The 25,334-nt window shown below is 68.8% G+C and carries 2 protein-coding genes; both read right to left on the bottom strand.

All coding sequences use genetic code 11. The annotated features are described in order from the left end of the window. Nucleotides 1-8 precede the first annotated feature (8 nt). Entirely contained in the window at nt 9-785 is a 777-nt protein-coding gene (locus tag OHS03_RS08945; protein WP_328662295.1) for an FkbM family methyltransferase, read from the bottom strand. After that, nucleotides 785-25,117 (bottom strand): non-ribosomal peptide synthetase, encoded by a 24,333-nt coding sequence (locus tag OHS03_RS08940; protein ID WP_328662293.1) that lies wholly within the window; start codon nt 25,115-25,117, stop codon nt 785-787. The genes OHS03_RS08945 and OHS03_RS08940 overlap by 1 nt, the downstream gene beginning before the upstream one ends. Nucleotides 25,118-25,334: the final 217 nt, after the last annotated feature.

The raw sequence follows: 25,334 nt of genomic DNA, 5'->3' as shown, positions 1-25,334 counted from the left end.
GCCTGTGGTCATACCCGAACGGCGTACACCTCGTGCAGTTCGGTGCCGGCCAACGAGGGATCCTGGCGACTTCGTGGGGTGAGGCCGTGGAGTTCGAGGACCTCGCAGAATTCGGCGAGGCGGCCCTCGTGGTCGTGTACCTCGGCGACGACGGCGCGGATCCGGGACCAGTCGGATTCGGTGATGCCGAGCAGGACATCGAATTCGGCGCGTTCGACGTCGATCTTCAGTACGCCGATCTCGGCGGCGGGGTCCTCCTGCGCCAGGATCGCCGACACCGTGGTGACCTCGACATCGATCTGCTCGCCGTCGTGCAGGCCACGGGTGATGAGGGTGATCGCGTCGTCGGGCAGACCGCTGTTGCGCAGGAAGGTTTTCGTCGCGTCGTCGTCGGCCTCCCGATCGGCGTACAGGCTCGAGTTCGCGGTGGCTCGGGGGTACCAGGTGAACGGCAGCACACCGGGTGCGGCACCCACCGCGACCTCGAGGGCGACACCGTCGGGCACGTGCGCCGACATGTTCCGGTGCAGACACTCGTACGTGGCGGGGGCGGGTTCGGCCGCGATCACCCGCACGCCGGGGTGCGTTTCGGCGAACACCATCGCGCTGAGTCCGATATTGGCGCCGACGTCGACGACGAGGTCACCGGGTCGCAGGGTGGCGGCGGCTCGCCGGTAGTACCCGTCGGCGATCATCTCGTTCCAGAGCATGCGCGCTTCGGCGGGGCTGGTGCAGGTGACGGTGCGGCCGTCGTCGAGGCGCAATTGCTGCGGTGTGGTCGTCATCAGTGCATGAATCCTTCGAGGATCGGGCCGATCACGGCCAGCGCGGAGGGGTGGGTCAGCTCGAGATGGCGTGCGTCGAGAACGGTGTTGTGAATGTGGCCCGTGACGTGGGGTCGCCATGTCTGCGCGACGGCTTCGGTGTCGTCACGATCCTTGCCCGCGGTGAAGAAGATCAGGTCACCGTCGAAGGCCCGGGGCCGGTAGGCGTCGGCGAGTTCGCCTGCGGTGGAGAAGCTTTCCATCACCCGGTCGATCTGGTCGGCGGTGAACAAACCGGTGCCGGTGATCTGATCGCGGACCACCTGCCAGGCCTGCTCGGTGGTGCTCGCGGTGACGGTGTCGCCGAGGTCGAACAGTTCCCGCCAGCCACCCAGCAGATCAGCCATCAACTCGCCCGGTGCGGAACCGGTGTCGGGCGTGATCGGCGGGGCGCCGACCGCGCTGTCCATCATCGCCAACAGCGCGACCTGTTCGCCCTGCTCCTGTAGTCGAGTCGCCACCGCATGGGCGATCTCGCCACCCAGCGACCAGCCGAGCAGGTGGTAGGGCCCGCTGGACTGGGTTCGGCGGATCTCGTCGACGTAGCGGTGCGCGAGCTCATCGATCGAGGTGGCGCCGGGTTCGTCGGCGACAACGTGCGGGTCCTGCAAGCCGAATACCGGCCGATCGCCGCGCAGATGCCCCACCAGTCCGCCGTAGAACCAGGCGAGCCCGCCCGCCGGGTGGATCGCGAACAGTGGCGCGGCATCACCCGCGGGCCGCAGCGGCAGCAGCACCTGCATGCCCGATCCGCCCTCGGCCTCGTCGACTCTGCGGGCCAGTGCCCGCGGTGTCGCGTCGTCGAACATCCACGGCAGCTCGATCCGGACTCCACGGCCGTGAAGTTCTGCCACGGCCATGGTCGCCAGCAGCGAGTTGCCGCCGAGGTCGAAGAATCCGTCCGCGGCCCCGACCCTGGCCACGTTCAGGGTGTGCGCGAACACCTCGGCGATCGCGATCTCGGACTGTGTTCGCGGCGCGTCGTATTCGCGTTCGGACGGTTCGAAGTCGGGCGCGGGCAGGGCGTTTCGGTCGAGCTTGCCGTTGACCGTCACCGGCAGCGCGGACAGCACCACGATGGCCGAGGGCACCATGTAACCGGTGAGCAGCCTCGCGGCGGTGTCACGCACCTGCGCCGGGTCCAGTTCCTGCCCGTCGACGGGAACGACATACCCGATCAGCTGGTCGACGTCCTTGGCGTGGCGGTGCACCGCGGCAGCCGCCTGGGCAACGCCGGGATGGCCGAGCAGCGCCGATTCCACCTCACCCAATTCGATGCGGAAACCGCGCAATTGGATCTGCGCGTCGGCGCGTCCGAGGTAGTCCAGTTCCAGTCGGTGTTCGCCGCGACGCCACCGGCCGACGTCACCGGTCCGGTACAGGCGGCTACCCGGCGTGCCGAACGGATCGGCGACGAATCGGCCCGCGGTGAGCGCGCCCTGGCCGTGGTAGCCGCGCGAGAGCTGTCCGCCGCCGACGTAGAGGTCACCGGCGACACCGGCAGGCACCGGCCGCAACCGCTCGTCGAGCACGTACACCGCCATACCGGGCAGGGCACGGCCGATCCCGCTGGTGCCGGCATGATCGACTTCGGCATAGCTGACGTGGACCGTCGTCTCGGTGATGCCGTACATGTTCACCAGTCGCGGCGAGCCCGCCGGGTGGGCGAGCAACCAGCCGGTCAGGCGGGCCGGGTCGAGCGCTTCACCACCGAACACGATGTAGCGCAATGCCAGCTCGTCGCCGCCCGCGCCACGGTAGCGGCGCTCCGCGTCGACGAATCCGTAGAACGCCGACGGCGTCTGGCTCAGCACGGTGACCTGTTCGCGCGCCACGAGCTCGACGAAGGCGTCGGGTGTGCGAGTGGTGTCGTAATCGACGACCACCAGACGCCCACCCGAGAGCAGAGCGCCCCACATCTCCCAGACCGCGAAATCGAAAGCGTAGGAATGGAACAGCGTCCACACATCGTCGGCCCCGACGTCGAAATTATCCGCGGCGTTCGTGAGCAGGGTGACCACATCGCGGTGGGTGACCGCGACACCCTTCGGCCGACCGGTGGAGCCGGAGGTGTAGATCATGTAGGCGATATTGTCCGGGCGCGCGGCACCGTCGTGCCCGCTCGCGGCGACCGCGTCGTCGTCCACAAGCAGTATCGGCCCGCCGAATTCGGGTATCTGCGACGACATCACCGCGGTGGTCAGCATCGCCACCGGTCGCGCGTCGTCGAGCACGAAGCGCAGCCGCTCGGCCGGATATGCCACATCCAGGGGCAGATAACCCGCACCCGACATGACCACGGCCAGCAGCCCGACCGCCAGATCAGCGGTGCGCGGCAACGCCACGGCCACCAGCGTTTCGGGACCGGCCCCCGCCGCGATCAGCCGGGCGGCGACGGCCTCGGCGCGCCGGTTCAGTTCCGCGTAGGTCAGGACAGTCGTCCCATCGGTCACCGCGACCGAATCCGGGGCGGCAGCCACCCGCCGCGCGAACAAACCACCGATTGTTTCTTCGGGAACTTGCGCGCCCGCCACACCTGCCGCCTCGAGAACCTCGTGGCGCTGCGCCGGTTGCATGAACTCGATGTCGCCGATCACGGCCTGCGGGTCCGCGGTCACCGCCTCCAGGATCCGCACATACCACTGTGCGAACCGCTCCATCGATTCTTCGACGAAAAGGTCGGTGGCGTAAGTCAATCGACCGAGCGTGCCCCGCGGGTTGCCGTCTGCGTCGAAACGTTCGACCAGCTTCACGTTGAGATCGGACTGCGCCTGTTCGATGTAGTCCTCGACCGGATCCACCGTGATCCCCGGCAGTTCGAGGACCACCTGATCGAGGTTCTGGTAATCGATCGTCACCTGATAGAGCGGCAGGTGCGCGGTCGAACGTGTCGGGTTCAGCGCCTCCACGACCTGTTCGAAGGAGACCTCCGCGTGCGCGAGCGCTGCCAGGTCGGCGGCCATGACGTCGGCCAGGAGCGCGTCGAAGGGCTGCTCGGCCGACACCGCTGTACGCAGGACGACAGTGTTGACGAACATGCCGATCAGATCGTCGAGTTCGCGTTCCCCGCGCCCGGACACCGGTGTGCCGACCGCGATATCGCCGGTGCCCGCCAGCCGCGCGAGCAGCACGCTCAACGCGGCGTGCGCCACCATGAACGGCGTCGCGCCGGCCGCCCGCGCGACCGCGCCGATCCGCTCCTGCAGCCGTGCCTCGATGGCGAAGTCGACGATCCGGCCCCGCATGGACGCGACCGACGGGCGGGGCATGTCGGTGGGCAGCTCGAGCAGTTCCGGCAGCCCGGCGAGAGTGTCTCGCCAGAAGTCCAGCTGCCGCGACAGCAGCGACTCCGGATCGTGCTCGTCGCCGAGCAGAGCATGCTGCCACAGTGCGTAATCGGGATACTGCACGGTGAGCGGTGGCCATGCGGGCGAGCTCGCGGTGGTCACGGCGTGATAAGCGGCCGCGACGTCGCGAGCCAGGGGAATCATCGAAAGGCCGTCCGCGCAGATGTGGTGTACGGCGATCACCAGTACGTACTCGTCGGACCCGAGGTCGAACAGTTCGGCCCGCACCGGCGGAGCCGCGGTGACCTGGAAGCTGGCCGACAGCACCGCCGTGGCGGCCTTCGGCAGCACCGATTCCTCGATGGCGACCGGGATCAGGTCGGGCACGACCTCGTCGGCGTCGACGATCACCTGTCGCGGAATGCCGTCGACCACAGGGAATTTCGTGCGCAACGATTCGTGTCGCCCGATCACCATCGCGCAGGCGGTGCGCAGCGCCGAGATGTCGAGCCCTCCGCTCAGCCGGATCACCAGGGGCACGTTGTAGGCACCGACGGAGGCGTCGAGCTGGTTGAGGAACCACATCCGCTGCTGGGCGGGTGAGAGCGGCACCGGGCCGCTGTCGGGCCGCCGGGTCAGGGCGGGACGTTCGACGTGGTCGTGGCCGGTGAGCCGGGCGGCGAGGTCGACCATTCTCGGGTACTCGAACAGGTCGCGCACCGACACCCGGATGCCGAGAGCCGAGCTCAGTCGTGCGGTCAGCCTCGTCGCGGTCAGCGAGTTGCCGCCGAGGTCGAAGAAGTTGTCCCGCAAGCCGACTCGGGGCAGGTCGAGCACTTCGGCGCAGACCTCGGCGACGAGGCGCTCGGTCGGATCGCTCGGCGCCAGGTAGCCGACGGCGGCGAAGGCCGGCATCGGCAGAGCGCCACGGTCGAGCTTTCCGGTGGTGGTCAGTGGCAGCTGACCCAGCACCACGCAGATGTCGGGAACCATGTGAGCGGGCAGTCGGCGGCGGGCCGAGGCGCGCACCCGCTCGGGGTCGACGGTGTCGCCGATGAGGTAGCCCACGAGCCGGTCCGTGCCGTGGTCGTCGGTACGCAGCAGCACTACCGCGTGGGCGACGGTGGGATGTTCGGCGAGGACGGCCTCGATCTCGCCGAGTTCGATCCGCTGGCCACGGATCTTGACCTGATGGTCGACACGGCCGACGTAGTCGAGCGTGTGGTCGGCGGTCCAGCGGACGCGGTCGCCCGTCCGATACATCCGGGCGCCCGGGTCGTAGGGGTTGGCGAGAAATGTCGTGGCGGTGGCGGCCGGCCGGCCGAGGTATCCGCGCGCCAGCTGGATACCGCTGACGTAGAGCTCGCCGGTCACCCCGATCGGCACCGGCCGCAGGTGCGAATCCAGCACCACGGCGGAGGTCCCGCGAATCGGGCCGCCCAGGGTGATGGGCTCGGGAGGCGCAAGGGGCTCGCTGATGGCGACCATGATGGTGGTCTCGGTGGGTCCGTAGCCGTTGAACAGTCGGCGTCCCGGCGCCCAGAGGGCGGCGAGCTCGGCCGGTACCGCCTCACCACCGGCGACCAATACCGCGAGGCTGTCGAGCCCGTTCGGTGACATGGTCGCGAGCACGGTCGGTGTGAGGAAGGCGTGGGTGACCGCGTTGTCCCGGATGATGTCGGCCAACTCGGTGCCCGCGTAGGTATCGGGCGGTGAGATGACCAGCGTCGCACCGTGCGGGTGGGCCATCAGGACTTCGAGCATGACCGCGTCGAATCCTGGTGCGGCACACTGCAGCACCCGCGAGTCCGGCGTGACCTGGTACCGATCCCGCTGCTCGGCAGCGAAATTCGCCATACCCGCCTGGGTGACCGCCACCCCCTTCGGTCTGCCGGTGGTTCCGGAGGTGTAGATGACATAGGCCAGGTCGGTGTCGCGGACCGTGCGCACGACAGCGCGCGCCGGTTGGTCCGCGATCTGGCGCACCGCGGCCGGATCGTCGACGACCAACCGTGCCCACTCCCCTTCCGGCACTCCGTCGCTCACCTCGTCGACGGTCAACACGACGCGGGCGCCGCAGTCGGACAGCATGACCCCGAGCCGCTCATCCGGGTTGCGCGGATCGAGCAGCGCACCCGCGGCCCCGACCTCGGCCAGCGCCCAGATCGTCGTGATCAACGAGGTCGAACGCGGCATGACCACGCCGACGGTGTCGCCCGTGTCGACGCCGCGCTCGATCAGCCAGTGCGCCAACCGATGCGCGCGAGTATCCAGCTCGGCGAAGCTCACCGTCTCGAACCCGCTCATCACCGCCACACTGTCCGGGTGCCGGGTCACGCCGTGCCGCAAGAGCTCCGTCAACGCCTCGGGCGCCGCCCGCTCCGAGCCTCTGGCCGGAACCAGCGCCGCGCGCTCGGCCGCCGACAGCAGGTCGATGTCGCCGACGCGCCCGCTCGGGGCGGTGGCGACGGCGCGCAGCACGCGCTCGATACGGTCGGCCAGCCCGGCCGCGGTCGCGCCGTCGACGCGAGCCGCCTGGTACCGCACCCGGATGTGCAAGGTGTCGGTGTGGTGGGCCTGCACGGTGATCGGGTAGTGCGCGGCATCGGTGCCGACCACGTCGGTGACCCGGACCCCGTCGATGTCGGCGTCGCCGAGTCCGCTGCTGTCGACCGGGTAGGACTCGTACGCCACCAGGGTGTCGAACAGTTGTCCGCCGCCGACCGCGGCCATGATGCCGGACAGTTCGATGTGATGGTGATCGAGCAGCCGGGTCTTGTTCGCCTGCAACTGTTCCAGCGCGGCCGTGATGGTCCGGTCACCCTGTACATGGACCGGGACCGGGAGCGTGTTGATGAACAGCCCGATCATCGACTCGATGCCCGGCACCTCGGCCGGCCTGCCGGAGACCGTCTCGCCGAACACGATCCGCTCGCGACCGAGTTGGTTGGCCAGCACCGTCGCCCAGGCGAACTGCACGATCGTCGACATCGTGGCGCCGCATGCGCGGGCGAGTTCGGTCAGGGCGGTGGTGATGTCGTCGTCGAGATCGATGGTGAGGTCGGTCGGTACCTCGACGGTTGCCTCGCCGACCGTTTCGGCGATCAGGCTGGGTTCGGTGAAGCCCGCCATCGTCTCGCGCCAGATCTCGACCCCGGCGGTGGTGTCGCGCCGGTCCAGCCAGCCCAGGTAGTCGCCGTAGGACGGCGCGGGAGGCAGCAGGCTCGCGTCGGCACCGGCCGCGTAGAGCCCGACCAGATCGCGCAGCAGCAACGGCAGTGACCAACCGTCGAGCAGCAGGTGATGCGCGGTCAGAATCAGCCGGAACTCGGCGGGCGCGACCCGGACGAGCACGAATCGCACCAGTGGCGGATCGGCGGGGTCGAAAGTCCGCTCGCGTTCGGACGCGAGGATCTCCGGCAGCGTCGCCTCAGCAGCCGCGACGGTGCGCCAGTGCACGGTGGCATCCACCGGAACAACTTGCGCGACAGCACCATCGATCGTTCGGGTGAACGCGGCTCGCAGGTTCGGATGCCGCCGCAGCAGGTCCGTCGCGGCCTGCCGAAGCCGGGCCTCGTCGACCGGCCCGGTGAGGGTCATCTCCGACTGCGCCGTGTACACATCGAGTTCGCCCACGGCCAGCTCGGCATGGAACAGCAGTCCCGCCTGCAAGGGCGCCATCGACCAGACTGCCTCGATCGGCCCGTAGCGTTCGGTGAAGATGTCCAGGTCCTGTTGGGTCAGCGCGACCAACGGTGTATCGGACGGGGACAGACCCCAATCGCGTTCTCGTGCCGATATTTCCGCGATCTCACGCAGTGCGGCGGCCCACTCGTCGAGCAGTTCGCGGACCTCGCCATCATCGAGAAGCCTTGTGGCGTAACCGATCTGCGCGGACAGAACCGGACCGTCGGGGGTGTCGACGATGCTGGTATCGATGGACAGTGTCGCCGCGGCGGGCATGTCTGGGTCGAAGGCCGCCTGGTGGTCGAAGTCCTCCCCGGCGGGAATCCACGCGACACCGGACAGCGCCGCGAGATCGACGCCCGCACGGCCCAGGTTGTTGAAACTGATCTGCGGTTCGGCCGACGCCGCCAGTTGCGGGGCCGTCGCCGCGTGGAGGTACCGCAGCATGCCGTAGCCGATGCCCTTGTCGGGCACGGCCCGCAATTGTTCCTTGACCGCCTTCACGGCGGCGCGCGGATCGGTGCCGTCGATGTCGAGGTCCACCGGGTAGGCGCTGGTGAACCAGCCGACGGTGCGCGAGAGGTCGGCGCCAGGGGCGAGCTGTTCGGCGCGCCCGTGGCTTTCGAGCAGGATGCGCGCACCGCGGTGCTCGACGCCGCGTTCGGCGCGCCAACGACCCAGTGCCAGCAGGAGACCCGCCAGTAGGGCGTCGTCGGTGGTGGCGTGCGCGGCACGTGACACCGCACCCATCAGGGCGGTAGTCAGGGCGACAGGAAGGGTCAGCGTCATCCGCTCGACCGTGGCGTGCACGTCGACAGTCGGGTCGAGTGCGGCCCGCCCGAGCAGCGGTTCGGGACGGGACCCCATTCGCTGCCACAGTGCAAGCTCGTCGACACGGCTGTCGGCTGCCGACGTCACGGCCTGCGCCCAGCGGCGCATCGATGTGCCGACTTCGGGCAGCTCGACCGCTCGGCCCTCGCCGAGCTGCTGCCACGCGGAGACGAAGTCGGGGATCAGGATGCGCCAGGAAACACCGTCGACCACCAAGTGGTGGATCACGATCAGCGCGCGCCCCCGCGACGCCACGCCGGGCTCCGGCACCAGACAGACGACCTGCATCATCGCTGCATCGACGGGACTCAGTCGAGCCGACGATTCCTCGAGCGCGTCCTCGACGAGCGCCGTGAACCCCATGCTGCCAGGCATGTTCTCGGTCCCGAAGGTACGCACCGACACCACCCGCTCGGCATCGATCGCGCCGCGCGGCAAGACCTCGAGGTGCGCGTCGACCTCCGTGCCACTCAGTCGTGCGCGCAGCATGTCGTGTCGGTCGAGCACGGCGCCGACCGTGGCGACCACGTCGGTCTCCCGTGCGTCGCCGGGCAACTCGACCAGCAACGATTGCGCGAACCGGTCACCGGCCGGACGATCCAGATACCAGGAAACGATCGGGGTCCGCGCAACCTCCCCGATGCCACCGCCGGGCAGTTCTTCCAGGGTCACCCGTCCCGCGTCCTCGGCCACGACGGCCAGTCCGCGAACAGTCCGGTGCTCGAAGATGTCTCGTGCCGTCACGACCACGCCGGCCGTCTTCAATCGCGATGCCAGCTGGATCGACATGATCGAGTCACCGCCGCGTGCGAAGAACGACTCGTCGGCCCCCACCGAGGCCACACCGAGCACCTCGGCGAAGATCCCCGCGATGGTCGCTTCCAGTTCGGTCGCCGCGGCCGTGACCACCGAATCCGGCACCTCGACATCGGGTTCGGGCAGTGCGCGCCGGTTCACCTTGCCTGTCGACGACACCGGCATCTCATCGAGAACCATGAACACGGCGGGCACCATGTGTTCGGGCAGCGCGCCCGAGATCTGCTCGCGGATCGCGGCCGTATCGATCGTTCGACCCTCATCAGCCACCAGATAGGCGGCCAACAGCGGTTGTCCCGCATTGCCGCGCCTGCTCACGGTGACCGCGGTGGCGACGTTCGGGCAGGCCACCAGCGCCGCGTCGATCTCACCGAGTTCCACGCGCTGACCGCGAATCTTGACCTGGAAATCGGCGCGACCCACGTATTCGATGGCGTACTCGGCGCTCCAGCGCACCAGGTCACCGGTGCGATACATCCGGGTGCCCTTCGCACCGTACGGGTCGGCCACGAACGCGGCAGCGCTCGCCCCCGGCCGATTCAGGTATCCACGCGCCAGCGCCTTACCCGACAGATACAACTCACCGACCACGCCCACCGGTACCGGTCGCAACCGAGCGTCGAGCACGACGGCGCGCACCCCGGGGATCGGGGTGCCGATGGTGATCGGATCACCCGGTGCCAACTCGGAGCTGACACAGACCGCGATCGTGGTCTCGGTCGGTCCGTACACATTGTGGAAGCGACGGCCCGGCGCCCACGCGGCGACGAGTTCGGCGGAGAGCGCTTCGCCGCCGATCGTCAGCATCTCCAGCGCGTCGAGGCCCTCGGGCCGCAAGGTCGCCAGCACGCTGGGTGTCATGAACGTGTGCGAAACCCGGTGCGTACGAATCAGTTCGGTCAGTTCCGCACCGGCGAACACCTCGGCGGGCGAGATGACCAGGGCGGCACCCGCGTCATAGGCCATCAGCGTTTCCATCATCACCGCGTCGAACGCGGGCGCGGAGACCTGCAGGACCCTCGACGCTCTATCCACCTGATAGTGCTGGTGCTTCGCCGCCGCGAAGGCCGACAGACCCCCGTGCGTGACGACCACACCCTTCGGCTTGCCCGTCGAGCCGGAGGTGTACACCAGGTAGGCGGCATCATCCAGGCGCGCCGCCGCGAAGTGGTGATCCGGTGACGTGGTGGACAGTTCGGAGATCACCTGCTCGTCGTCGAGGCACACCCAGTCGACGGTGTCGGGCAGCGACGAACGCGCCGCGCTCAGTGTCACCCCGAGCGTGACCCCGGAGTCCTGGGCCATGTGCGCGAGCCGATCCGCGGGATAACGCAGATCCATCGGCACGAACGCCGCACCGGTTTTCGCGATTGCCCACAGCACCACGTGAAAGGCCACCGACCGCGGGACAGCCAGGGCGACATAGGTTCCCGGCATCGCACCCGCCCGGGCGAGCAGCACGGCGAGCCGGTCGGATCGCAGGTCGAGTTCGCCGTAGGTCAGGGTTTCGTCGTCACCGATCAGCGCGGTCGCCATCGGGTCGGCGGCAGCGGCGGCGAGCAGCGCGGGCAGCGTCTTCGGCGCCACCGCTGTCTCGCGCCCGGCGGGCAGCAGCTGTGCGGTCTCCTCGGGGCTCAGCAGGTCGATGGCCTCGAGGGTCACGTCCGGCTCTGTGGTGATCGTGGCGAGAACGCGCAGGAGGCGCTCGGCGAATCGAGTCGCGGTGGCCTCGGTGAACAGGTCGGCGGCGTAGACGATCTCGCCGTCGATGCCCGCTCCGTCGGCGCGCTCGTTCAGCAACACCGTGAGGTCGGTTTTGGCCTGCGCCACATCGGGATCGAGCACCTCGACGTCGATATCATCGAGTTCGAAACGCGTGGGATCGGCATTGCGGAAGCCGAGCATCACCTGAAACAGCGGCGAGTACGCGGTCGACCCGGCCCGGTCGAGCACCTCGACCAGACGCTCGAACGGCACGTCCGCGTGCGCGAGCCCCTCCAGATCCGTGCCGCGCACCTCCGTCAGGAATTCCCGGAACGACAGTCGCTCGGCGACGCGAGTGCGCAGGACCACCGTGTTGACGAACATCCCGACCAGATCGTCGAGTTCGGGGCGTCCGCGACCGCTCACCGGGGTGCCGATCGTGACGTCGTCGGTGTGGGCGGTGCGCGAGAGCAGGATCGCCAGCGCGGCGTGCAGAACCATGAACACCGTGGCGCCCTCACGGCGAGCGAGGTCGACGACAGCCTCGTGCAACGCCGGCTCGACGGTGAACCCGACACTGCCGCCGTCCATCGTCAGCACCGCGGGCCGTGGACGGTCGGTCGGCAGGGCGAGCAGTTCAGGGGCGTCGGCGAGAATTCGCTGCCAGTAGGTGATTTGGCGCCCCGCCAGGGATGTGGGGTCGTCCTCGGCACCGAGCAGCTCACGCTGCCAGACCGCGTAGTCGGCATAGTCGACGGACAACGCCGGCCACAGCGGTGGCGTGTCGGTGCGACGAGACCGGTAGGCGGCGAACACATCTCGGGCCAGCGGCGCCATCGACGCACCATCTGCGGCGATGTGGTGCACCACCAGGATCAGGACGTGTTCATCGGCATCCGTGCGATAGAGCCGCACGCGGACCGGCGTGTCGGTGGCGATGTCGAAGCCCGACTGCACCGCATCGCGCAGGCGATCTGCCAGCAGCGCCGGATCGTCGAGGGAGGCGAGTTCGATATCCGTGGCGCCGACCGTGCCGTCCTGGACGAGCTGGTGCGGTTGCCCGCCCACCGCGGGATAGATCGTGCGCAGGGTCTCGTGGCGGGTGATCACATCCGTCATCGCCGCACGCAGCGCCGCTACGTCGAGCGGTCCGGTCAGCCGGGCCGCGAATCCGATGTTGTACGCACCGGAGGCGGGGTCGAGCTGGTTGAGGATCCAGATGCGCCGCTGCGCCGCCGCCAACGGAATCTCGGCGAGCTCGTTGCGGTGCACCAGCGGCACGCCGGCGTAGCGGTCGCGCACCGCGATCCGTTCGGCCAGCGCCGCGATGGTGAGGGCCTCGAAGATGTCGCGAACACCGACCCGAACCCGCAGGGCGGCTTCGGCCCTGGCCGCGATCTGGGCCGCCGACAGCGAGTTCACGCCGATGTCGAACAGGTCGGCGCCGACGCTGACCCGGTCGGCGCCGACGATCTCGGCGACGATCTTGGCCAGCACGGCTTCCCGGTCGGTGCGCGGGGCGAGGAATTCGTCCGCGTCGTCGATGTCCGGGTGGGGCAGCGCGGCGCGGTCCAGCTTGCCGTTCGCATTGAGCGGCAAGGTGTCGAGCACCAGCACCGCGCCGGGAACCAAGTAGGACGGCAGTAGCCGGGTGAGCGCACGGCGCACCTCCAGCCCGTCGAGTGCCGCACCCGGCATCGGCGTGACATAGGCGGTGATCCGGTCCTCGGTGACGATCGCGACCGCGCGGGCGACCGCATCGATCGAGTGCATGGCAGCTTCGATGTCGCCGGGCTCGACGCGCTGGCCGTGGTACTTCACCTGGAAGTCGCTACGGCCGAAGAACTCCAGGGCGCCGGTGGGCGTCCAGCGGACCAGGTCGCCGGTGCGGTAGAGGCGCTCCCCCGGCGCGCCGAACGGGTCGGCGAGGAATACCCCACAGGTGAGATCGGCGCGGTCCTGGTAGCCGCGGGCCAGCTGGGCGCCCGAGACGTACAGATCGCCGACGACACCGGCGGGGACCGGCCGCAGTCGTGCGTTCAGGACATAGGCAGACATCCCCGTGACCGGGTATCCGATCGGAACGCTCTGCGGCGCAGCGGGATCTGTCGTGCAGCGGTAGGCCGTCACGACCTCGGCTTCGGCGGGTCCGTACCAGTTGACCACCTCGGCCCGATCGAAAACCTGCCCGGCGCGTTCAGCGGTGCGCTGGGCCAACGCTTCGCCCGCCGGGAAGAGGTAGCGAACCGAGGACAGCTGGGTCGTGCCCGGGTGCTCGAGCAGCACATCGAGCATCGACGGGACGAAGTGCACGGTGCTCACCCGCTCGTCCGCGATGACCTGGGCCAGGTAGCCGGGATCGCGGTGGCCGCCGGGTTCGGCGACGACGATCTGCGCGCCGGTCTGCAACGGCCAGAACAACTCCCACACCGCGATGTCAAAGGTGATCGGGGTCTTGTGCAGCACCACATCCGAGGCGTCGTGCGGGAATTCGGCTTGGGCCCAAGCCAACTGGTGGGTGGTGGCGGCATGGGAGAGCGCGACGCCCTTCGGCGCGCCGGTCGAGCCGGAGGTGAACAGCACATAGGCGGTGTTGTCTGCGCGCAGTGGTGCGCGGCGTTCGTCGTTGCCGACGGGTCCGGCGGGTTGTGTGCTCAGGTCGAGCTCGTCGAGCCGGACTCGAGACAGCTCGTCGGGAAGGGAGCTCTCGTCGCCGGTGACGGTGACGACCAGCAGCGGTCGGGCGACCGCCACGACGTGGGCCAGCCGTGCGGTCGGGTAGTCGGGATCGAGCGGAACGAAGGCGGCACCGGACTTCACAACGGCATAGACGGCGGTGACCATGTCGATCGAACGGTGAATCGCCACCGCCACGGTGGTTTCGGGGCCCGCGCCGAGATCGATGAGGTGACGAGCGAGACGGTTCACGTCCGCGTCGAACTCACGGTAGGTGAGGACGCGACCGCCGGGCACTCGGATGGCGGGGGCGTCCGGGGTGCGTGCTACCTGCTCGTCGAAGGCGTCGACGAGCGTGCGGTGCGGGCTCACCAGTGGTGCGTCGTGCGGGCGCAGCAGACGGGTGCGGGTCGTTTCGTCGGCGAGGTCGATCTCGCCGACGACGGTCTGGGCGTCGGCGGTGACAGCGTCCAGCACGCGGACGAGCTGTTCGGTGAACCGACGTGCGGTGGTGTCGTCGAACAGGTCGGTGGCGTAGGTCAGGCGCAGATTCATGCCCGTGATCTCGTTGTGCGGGCCTCGATCCTCGGTGATCATCAGCAGCAGATCGCAGATCGCCGCGTCGGCGCCGACATCGATGCCCGCGATCTCGAGCCCCGGCACGTCGAGCTGGGCGGGCGCCATGTTCTGGTAGGCGAGCATCACCTGGAACAACGGTGAATGTGCGGTCGAGCGAGCCGGATTCAGCACTTCCACCAGCTGTTCGAACGGAACGGCGGCATGATCGAACGCCTCGATGTCGGTGCGCCTGGTCAGTTCGATCAGGTCGGCGAACCGCTGCTCCGGGCGGACCCTGGTACGCAGGACGAGCGTGTTGACGAACATGCCGACGAGGTGGTCCAGCGAGCGGTCGCCGCGACCCGCGTACGGGATCCCGATGGCGATGTCGTCGCTACTCGACAACTGCGCCAGCAGGACGGCCAAGGCGGTGTGCGCCACCATGAACGGGGTCACCCCGTCGCGCCGCGCCGACGCCGCCACGGCTTCGGCGACGTGAGCGGGTACCTCTGCGTGGACCGTCGCCCCGCGATGGGACTGTTCGAGCGGGCGCGGGCGATCGGTGGGCAGCGCGAGCACATCCGGGAGCCCCGCGAGTTGGGTGCGCCAATACAGCAGGTCGCGGACCGGCGCGGAATCGGGTGTGGCGAGCAGTTCGCGCTGCCACAGGGCGTAGTCAGCGAATTGCACTGGCAGCGGAGCCCATTCGGGTGCCGCGCCGACTCTGCGTGCGCGGTAGGCCTCGATGATATCGGCGGCCAGCGGCGCCACCGAATAGCCGTCGCAATTGATGTGGTGCACCGAGAGTGCCAGTGCGTGCGCGGTTTCGGTGATTCGGAACAGCGCCACCCGCAGCGGGGCACCCACCGCGACATCGAATCCGACGCCGAAGAACCGCGTCAGCTCCTCGATCAGGACATCCGCCGACACCGGGCGCACGGCGAGATCGCAGGACGCGACGACTTCCTCGGCACTCAGCACGACCTGCGCGGGGGTGCCGTCGTGGGCCGGATAGGTGGTGCGCAGGATCTCGTGTCGTTCGATCACATCGTGCAGCGCGGCCCGCATGGCCTCGGTATCGAGGTCACCGTCGAGGCTGATCGACAGTGGCACCACGTAACTCGCGGACTCGGGGTCCAACTGGTTGAGCAGCCACATCCGGCTCTGCGCGGGCGAGAGCGGGATGCGCTCGGGCCGCACCGCCGCCACCGGGCCAGCGACATCACCGACCGCGCGCTGACGTTCGACCCACCGAGCCAGCTCGGCCACGGTCGGGGCTTCGAAGATGGCGCGCACGGGAATCGTCACGCCGAGGACTTCGCCGATGCGGCTGAGCACTCGGGTCGCCAACAGCGAATTACCGCCGAGGGTGAAGAAATTCTCGTCGGCGCCGATCCACGGTGTCTGCACCAGTTCACCGATCACACCGGCGATCGTTTCCTCGACGATCCCGCTGGGAGCCCGGTACCGGGTCGAGCCGACGCGGGTGTCCGGAGCGGGGAGGGCGCGGTAGTCGATCTTGCCGTTGGGCGTGAGCGGGACCGCGTCGATCCGAATCACCTGGGCGGGTACCATATACGCGGGTAGGCGTCCCAGCAGGTACGTCCGCAGCGAGTCGGGGCCGATCGCCTCGTCGCTCACCGTGTAGGCCACCAGCACCTGCCCGTCGGCGACCTGGTGGACTCGAACAATCGCGGCACCGATGCGGTCGTGTGCGCGGAACGCGGCTTCGATATCGCCGAGTTCGACGCGCAGGCCGCGAATCTTCACCTGGGAATCGCGGCGGCCGACATAGCGCAGCCGGCCAGTCGTGTCCCAGCGGACCAGGTCGCCGGTGCGATAGAGGCGAGCGCCCGGCACCGAGCCGAACGGGTCGGCCACGAAGGCAGCGGCTGTGAGGTCCGCGCGGTCGTGGTAGCCGCGGGCGAGTTGGATGCCACCGAGATAGAGCTCACCGGTGACGCCGGAGGGCACGGGGCGCAGTCGGGCGTCGAGGACGTGCGCGACGACATTCGCTTCGGGCGTGCCGATCGCCACGACGGGTCCGTCGAGCTCGCCGATTTCATAGGCGGTGACGCTGACGGCCGCTTCCGTCGGGCCGTACAGGTTGTCGATGCGCGCCCGGCTGACCTCGCGGAACCGGGCAACGGTCTCGGAGTCCAAAGCCTCACCGATGCACAGCACTTGGCGGATCGTGGCGAGATCGTCCGGACTCGCGAGGTCGAGGAACGCCGACAGCAGCGAGGGCACGAAATCGACCACGGTCACGCCGTGGCGGGCGATCAGCCCGGCGACGGCAGCGGGGTCGGTGTGATCCTCGCGCCCGGCGACGACCAACGCGGCGCCGGAGGTGGGGGCGGTGAACAACTCCCACACCGACAGGTCGAAAGTGGCGGGGGTGCGCAGGAGCAGCACGTCGTCGGCGCCGATACGGTAATGCGCTGTGAGCCAACGGAGTTGGTTGACGACCGCCTCGTGGGTGAGCGCGACACCCTTCGGAACCCCGGTCGACCCGGAGGTGAAGATGACGTAGGCCAGATCGTTCGGGCGCAGTGGTCTGATCCGATCGGCATCGGTGACCGGCGCGGTATCGGTCGCGGCCGGACTGAGGTCCGACAGCCGCCAGACCGGCGCCCGCGTCGGCAGGTCGATGTCGTCACGGATCAGCACGCCGTCAGGTCGTGCGGCGGCGAGCACGGTCCGCAGCCGGTCGACGGGGTGGTCCGGATCCAGCGGGAGGTAGGCGGCGCCGGTCGCGTGGATGGCGTAGAGCGTGGTGAGCAGATGGACCGAACGGCGCATTGCCACGGCCACCAGACTTCCCGGCCCGATACCGTGGCCGATCAGCACTCGCGCCAGCGCGTTGACCTCGGCGCCGAACGCCGCGTAGGTGAGCACGTCATCGCTGTCGCCGTCGATGACCGCGGTGCGTTCCGGTGTCGCCGCGACCTGCTTCGCGAACAGATCCGCGATCGTCGAGCCATCCATGGGGGCATCCGGACCGGATTGCCGCAGCGACAGTTCGTCGAGTTCGCGCGGGCTGAGCAGCGGCAGGTCGCCCACGGGCAAGCCGGGATCGGCGACGACACCGCGCAGGATCGCGAGGAACCGCTCGAAGATCGGCGCGATCGTGGATTCGTCGAAAAGATCTGTCGCATAGCCGAATTCGACCTGCATGTCGCCGGGGGCACCGGTCGAGTCGATCGTGTCGACCAGGGTCAGGTGCAGGTCGTACTTGGCAACACCCGGTTCGACGAGATCAGCGGCCACCGTGAGGCCGCCGAGTTGCAGCGTCGGGATGTCGATGTTCTGGAACGAGAAGCCGACCTGGGTCAACGGCTCGTGCGCGGTGCTACGCGGCGGATTGAGGACCTCCACCAGCTGTTCGAACGGGATGCCCGCGTTGTCGAACGCGCCGAGATCGCATTCGCGGGCGCGGTCGAGCACCTGGGTGAACGGCGCCGCGGGATCTACCCGCACGCGCAACACCAGCGTGTTGACGAACATGCCGATCAGCGGGTCGAGCGCGGGTTCGCCGCGCCCGGCGACCGGGGTACCGACCGCGATGTCCTCGGTGCCCGACAGCCGTGCCAGCAGGACCGCGAACGCCGCATGGGTCACCATGAACAGTGTCGAGTCGTGGCGACGTGCGAGGGCGACGATGTCGCGATGCAGGTCGGCGGGAATCGTGGCCGACATGGTCGCGCCACGGTAGGACTGTCGCGCGGGGCGGGGGCGGTCGGTCGGCAGATCGAGCATCTGCGGCAGGTCGGCCAGCGCCGCGACCCAGTACCGGATCTGGTCGGCGGTCACGCTCGCCGGGTCGTCCTGAGTGCCGAGGTTTCGCCGTTGCCACAGCGTGTAATCGGCGTATTGGACCGGCAGCGGCGTCAACGCCGGTGTCTCGCCTGCCATCCGGGCCCGGTAGGCCACGGCCAGGTCGGCGGCCAGCGGCGCGAGCGAGGATCCGTCGATGGCGATGTGGTGCACGGTGAGCACCACCGTCCACTCCTCGGCCGCGGTACGCAGCAAGGCGACCCGGAACGGTACCTCCGTGCTCACGTCGAATCCGAGGGCGGTCTCGCGCGCGATCCGGTCGCCGATCTCGGCCTCGGTGACCTCGACGCACGTGAGCCGCGGTTCCGAGTGCGGTGGCAGGATTTCCTGCCACGGTCCGCTGTCGCTGTCGGGGTATCGGGTGCGCAGCGTCTCGTGCCTGTCGATCACATCGGCGAGGGCTGACCGCAGCGCGTCGACATCGAGTGGTCCGGAGATCCGGACGACAACCGGCACGTTGTAGACCGCCGCCGAGGTGTCGAACTGGTTGAGGAACCACATCCGCGCCTGCGCGGGCGAGAGCGGAATCCGATCCGGCCGCTGCTGCGGTATCAGACGGCGGCGGCCCGTGCCCGGACCGGCCTGCGTGCCCATCGATGCCAGCTCGCGGGCGAGCGCGTCGACGGTCGGCGTCTCGAACAGTGCTCGCACCGCGATGTCGGTGCCGAACGCGTCGGACAGGCGCGCCGCGACCTTGGTCGCGGTGAGCGAGTTGCCGCCCAGATCGAAGAAATTGTCGAGCGCGCTCACCCGCGTCGCGCCGAGCACCTCGCGGTAGACATCGGCGACGAGTTGTTCGGCGGGTGTGCGCGGCGCGATGTCGGCAGCCGTGTGCGGGAACACCGGCTCCGGCAGCACCGCACGATCGAGCTTGCCGCTGGCGGTCAACGGGAACCGGTCGAGCACCATGCACACGTCGGGCACCATGTGCGCGGGAAGTCGGTCGCGCGCGGTCGCGCGTACCTGCTCCGCGTCGATGCCCGCGCCGACCAGATAGCCGACGAGGCGGTCGGCGCCTGTGCTGTTGTGGATCACCACGACGGCGTGGGTCACCGAGGGGTCCTGTGCGAGTACCGCTTCGATCTCCCCCAGTTCGGTGCGCTGCCCGCGGATCTTCACCTGATGGTCGGCGCGGCCCAGGTATTGCAGGGTCTGCTCCGAGGTCCACCGGACCAGATCGCCTGTGCGGTACATCCGGGTGCCCGCACCGCGGGGGTCGGCGACGAAACTGGCCGCTGTCACCGTGGGCCGACCGAGGTAGCCGCGCGCCAATTGCACGCCACCGATGTAGAGTTCGCCCGCCGTACCGACCGGCACCGGCTGCATCCGGGCGTCGAGGACCTGCGCGGAGATGCCGCGAATTGGTCCGCCGATGGTGATCGGACCCTGCGGGGCAATCGGGTCGCTGATCGCGACCATGATCGTCGTTTCGGTGGGACCGTAGCCGTTGAACAGCCGACGCCCCGGCGCCCAGGTCGCGGCGAGGTCGGCCGTCAAGGCTTCGCCACCGGAGACCAGCACCCGCAGGCACTCCAGGTTCCGCGGTGACATCGAGCCGAGGACGGTCGGCGTCAGGAAGGCATGGGTAACCCCTTGTGCCCGAATGAGTTCCGCCAGTTCCGCGCCCGCGTAGATCTCGGGCGGGGACACGATCAGTGCGGCGCCACCGGGGTGGGCGAGCAGAATCTCCAGCATCACCGCGTCGAACCCCGGACCCGCGGCCTGCAGGACCCGCACGGTGGGCTCGACGTCATAGCGGTCCTGCTGTTCGGCGGCGAAATTCGCCAGCCCCTGGCTGGTGACCTCGACGCCCTTCGGAACACCGGTCGTGCCGGAGGTGTAGATCACGTACGCCACGTCGCCGGGGTGCACCGGCCTGCCTCGGTCGATGTCGGTAACCGGCGCCGAGGAGTACCCGGCGGTGACGGCGCGCGAGACGGGATCGGCCACCACCAGCAACGCCCACGGCCCCTCGGGCGCAGCGCCCTCGACCTCGGCGCTGGTCAAGACCACCCTGGGCGCGCTGTCGGCGAGCATCGAGCGGATCCGATCCTGCGGATTGCGCGGGTCGATCAGCACCAGGGCCGCGCCCGTTTTGGCGACGGCCCACACCGCCACCACGAAATCGAGCGAGCGCGGCAGGACCATCGCCACCACCTCGCCGGGTCGGGCGCCTTCGTCGAGCAGCCGGCGGGCGAACCGGTTCGACTGCGCGTCCAGCTCCGTGAAGACCATCTGTTCGGTGCCGGAGACGACCGCCGGACCGTCCGGCGAGATCGCGGCGCCGCGAGCCAGCAGATCCGCCAGCGCTACGCCGGGTACCGCGTCCGCACCCCGAACAGGTTGCAGCGCGGCACGTTCGGCGGTGGACAGCAACGCCACATCGCCGACCGGCACGGAGGGGTTCGCGACCACCGCGTCGAGAATGCGGCGCAGCCGTGCGGCCATCTGCTCGACGGTGGCGGCGTCGAACAGGTCGGTCGCGTAGTTGATGCGCAGCGCGACGTCGCCGGTGTCCGCGGCGTTCGCGTCGATGGTGACGACGAGGTCGACCTTCGCGGGTTCGGCGCCCGGATCGAGGACATCCACCGTGAGGCCGGGCAGGGTCAGGCGGGGCAGTTCGGTGTTGTCGAAGGACAGATACACCTGACACATGGGCGCATAGGCCGCCGAGCGGCGCGGATCGAGTTCTTCCACGACCCGGTCGTACGGCAGGTCGCCGTGGGCGAAGGCGTCGATGTCGATGTCCTTGACGCGTTCGAGGAAGGCGGCGAACGATTCGTCGCCGCGAACCGGCGTGCGCAGCGCCACGGTGTTGACGAACATTCCCACCAGCGGCGCGAGGTCCGGCTCGCCGCGACCGGCCAGTGGGGCGCCGATGACGATGTCGCCGGTGCCCGACAGCCGAGCCAGTAGGACCGCGAGTGCGGCATGGACGACCATGAACGGAGTGAGGTCCGCGGCGCGGGCGAGTCGCTCGATGTCGGCATAGGTCCGCGCGGGAAGCTCGGTGGCGACAACCCCGCCGCGCATCGAACGGCGATCGGGCCGTGGCCGGTCCGACGGCAGCTCGAGCACTGCGGGCGCATCGGCCAATTGAGTTGTCCAGTACTGCAATTGGTCCGCGGCGAGCGAGTCCGGGTCGGTTTCGTCGCCGAGCAGGCGACGGTGCCAGTCCGCGTAGTCGGCGTACTGCACCCTCGGGGGCAGCTGGTCCGGAGCGAGCTGCTGCGACCGCGCAGCGTAGGCGGTGGCGAAGTCGACGGCCAGCGGCGCCAGCGACGCACCGTCACAGCAGATGTGATGCAGAACCAGGACCAGCACGTGACTGTCGTGGCCGGTCGTGAGCAGGACCGCGCGCAGCGGTGGTCGGGCGCAGACGTCGAAGCCGTCGGCGGTCAGCTCGCGAAGCCGGTCGGCGAGCCGGTGTTCCTCGACGTGTTCCGGGAGGCAGGAGAATTCGGTGAGGGTCGCTTCGGTCGACAGGATCTCCTGTGTGCCGTGGCCGTCGTGGGCGGGGTAGCGGGTCCGCAGCGACTCGTGGCGATCGAGAACGTCGCCCAGCGCCGCGCGCAAGGCAGCGGAGTCGAGTCGGCCGGACAGCCGCAGGACCAGGGGAATGTTGTAAGCGGCGGACTCCGGGTCGACGCGGTTGATCAACCACATCCGGTGCTGTGCGGGAGCCAACGGCAGCAGTCCGTTCCGCGCGATCGGCGCCAGCGCGGGCCGCACCCGACGCCGCGCCCGGCTGACGTACTCGGCGAACCCGGCCACCGTCGGATTGGCGAACAGATCACGCACCGACAGTTCGCATTCGGTGGCATCGGCGACCCGCACGACGGCGCCCGCCGCGGTGAGCGAGTTGCCGCCCACCTCGAAGAAGCTGTCGAACGCGCCGATCCGTTCCACACCGAGCACCTCGGCGAAGACCTGCGCGACAGTCTCTTCGGCCTCGGTCCGCGGCGCGACGTAGCTCGCCGTGGCCGCCGCTGCCGGTTCGGGCAGTGCGCGCAGGTCGAGCTTGCCGTTGACCGTCAACGGCAGTTCGTCCACGACCATGACGACATTCGGGATCATGTAGTCCGGCAGCGACGAACCCGCCTGGGCGACAACGGCATCGACATCACAGTCGGTACCGGTCGCCACGACATAACCCACCAGACGTGCCGCGTCGGTATCGGCGCGATGCACCACCACGGCGGCCGAAGCCACCGCCGGATGAGCCAGCAGCGCGGCACGGACCTCGTCGAGTTCGATGCGGAACCCGCGCAGCTGCACCTGCTGATCCGCGCGGCCACGGTATTCGAGCTCGCCGTCGTGATTGCGGCGGGCCACATCTCCGCTTCGGTACATCCGCTCCCCCGGCGCACCCCACGGGTCGGCGACGAACCGGCCCGCGCTCAGTGCGGGCTGACCGAGGTAGCCGCGGGCCAATTGCGTTCCCGCTACGTAGATCTCACCCCATGCGCCCACCGGCGTCGGGCGCAGGCGCCGATCGAGCACATAGGTGCGCAGGCCGGGCAGGGCCGTGCCGATCACGCTGGGTGCGCCGGGTACGGCCAGGTCGGCACTCATCTCGGTGCGGGTGACGAACACGGTGGTCTCGGTGATGCCGTAGCTGTTGACCAGGACCGGTCCGGCCGGGTTGTCCTGGTACCAGGGCGCCAACGCCGCCGGGTCCAGACCCTCACCGGACAGCACGACCACCCGCAGTGCCAGCTCCCCATCGGGTGTCTCGGCCGCGAGGTGCCGTCGGCGAGCCGCGGCGAATTGATAGAACGCCGAGGGAGTTTGACTGAACACGGTGACGCCTTCACGGGCGGTCAGCCGCACCAGGTCATCCGGGGCGCGCGCTGTCAGCGTATCGACGACCACCACGCGACCGCCGGTGACCAGCGGTCCGAAGACCTCCCAGATCGAGTAGTCGAAGGCCACCGAATGCAGCCAAGTCCACACGTCGTCGGCCCGAATATCGAGAGCGGCACACGCATTCGCCAGGTAGGTGACAGCCGAACGGTGGCTGATCACCACGCCCTTGGGCCGACCCGTTGACCCGGAGGTGAAGATGACGTACGCGGCATCGTCGGGTCGCAGTGGCGCGGTGCGGTCCTCATCGGTGATCGGGTCAGCGGCACCGTCGAGGTCGTCGCCGGGCTCGAGAACCAGCCGATCGCCGCCCACAGCCAGCGCGGAGTCCTCGACGATGACAACCGTCGGATCCGCCTGACCGACAATGTATTCCAGTCGTTCGGAGGGATGACCGAGGTCCAAGGGCAGATACGCGGCACCGGATTTCAGAACCGCGAGCATCGCGACGATCAGCCGGGTACCGCGCGGCAGGGCGAGGGCGACCAGCGCGCCCGGACCGGCGCCGCGGGCGATCAAACGCCGGGCGAGCCGAGTGGAACGCGCATCGAGGTCGCGATAGGTGATCGTCTCGCCGTCGGCGGTGACCGCCTCCACGAGCGGGGTCGAATCGGCCTGTCGCGCCAGCGCATCCACCAAGGTCTCAGCAGGGGCGATGCCCTCGACACCGGCCGACTCGTCGACGATCGCGTCCTCCTGCGCGGACGACACCAGCGGTAGTTCCACCACGCGCTCGTCGGAGTCGGCCTCGATGAAGCGGCGCAGGAATTCGATGAAGCGATCGGCGTGGGCGTCGATATCGCGCTTGCTGTAGAGATTGCCGTTGCCGTGTAGCTCGATGAGCAGCGGTGCGTCCGGCCCGGTCCGGTAGAGGTTGATCTGAAGGTCTTCGAGCGCGCCCGAGGTGAGCGCGTGGTAGCGACCGACGGCGTCGCCGAGGCGGATCTCGGAGTCGAAGAACAAGATGTTGAGGACGGGCCCGAAAGTGTTGGCGGAGTTGTCGATCGCGGGCGATTCGCGGCGCAGGTCCTCGAAGCGGTACCGCTGATGGCGCAACGCGGAGATCAGCTCGGCGATCGAGGCCTTGACCAACTGCGCCACGGTGGTCGCGTCATCGATCGCGAAGCGGATCGGCACCATATTGGCCAGCATCGCCGCGGCATTGCGCAGCTTCACGGTGACCCTGGCGCTCATCGGGACAGAGAGCACCACCTCGTCGGCGCCGGTCATCCGCGTGAAGAAGGCCGCGAACGCCGCGACGACGACCTGTGCGGCCGACGCGTCAAGCTCGGCCGAGCGGCGATCGAGCAGCGTCCACAGCTCGGCCGGAAGTTCGCGTGCGGCAACCTCGTCCACGGTTCCCGCGCGCGCCGAACGACCGGACAACCCGGTCGGCGCGGGCAGATCGGTGACCTTGTCCAGCCAGTACCGACGATCGGCCTCGAACCGTGAACCCGCCCGATATGCCTGCTCCTCCGCGGCGATGTCACGCAGGGGAATCGCCATCAGCCGCGCCGGCGGCCTGCCTTCCAACATCGCGTTGTAGTGCTCGGCGACCCTGCTCAACACGTTGAACGCGCCGTACCCGTCGATGACGAGATGGTGCGCACGCGCGTACCACAGGTGCAGGTCGTCGCTGATTCTGATCAGTCGAGTGATCGCGAGTTGGTGCTGGGTGAGGTCGACCGGTCGGGTGTAGTCGTTGCGCATCCATTCCAGCGCCGCTGACATCGGATCGGCGTGCGTGCCGAGATCGAGTACGAGTTCGTTGAACGTGATGCCGCGGTCGACGACCTGGTAGGGACGCCCTTCCACCTCGACCACCCGCACCATGAGCGACTCGGTCTCTTCGCACGCCTCGTGCACTGCCCTGTTGAACAGGGCCACTTCGAGAGGCCCCTCGATCTCCACGTACTGGGCGATATTGGTCGCCGGTCCACTATGCGCGCCGTCCGCGAACCACATGCCAGTTTGCGCGGAGGAAAGCGGAATCAGATCCCGATTACCGGCACAGCTTTCGACAGACTCCATAATTACCCGACCCCTCGCATGGCTATAGACCCAACACGAAACTCCAAGTACGGAAATCCGTGCGCTTTCCTACCCCGCATATTTACGTGTACCACAACCGCTGAATGCGGGTCCATTACTGCCGAGCAACCATCCGTTTCCCCTCGACGTTCTCAGGACAGAGAGGGATCCCGATGGCCACCGATCCAACGTCCCGCGCGCGCTACCCAGACGATTC

This window comes from Nocardia salmonicida (genome assembly GCF_036142455.1).
Classification (GTDB): Bacteria; Actinomycetota; Actinomycetes; order Mycobacteriales; family Mycobacteriaceae; genus Nocardia; species Nocardia salmonicida.
This window is presented reverse-complemented; position numbering and strand designations above follow the sequence as displayed.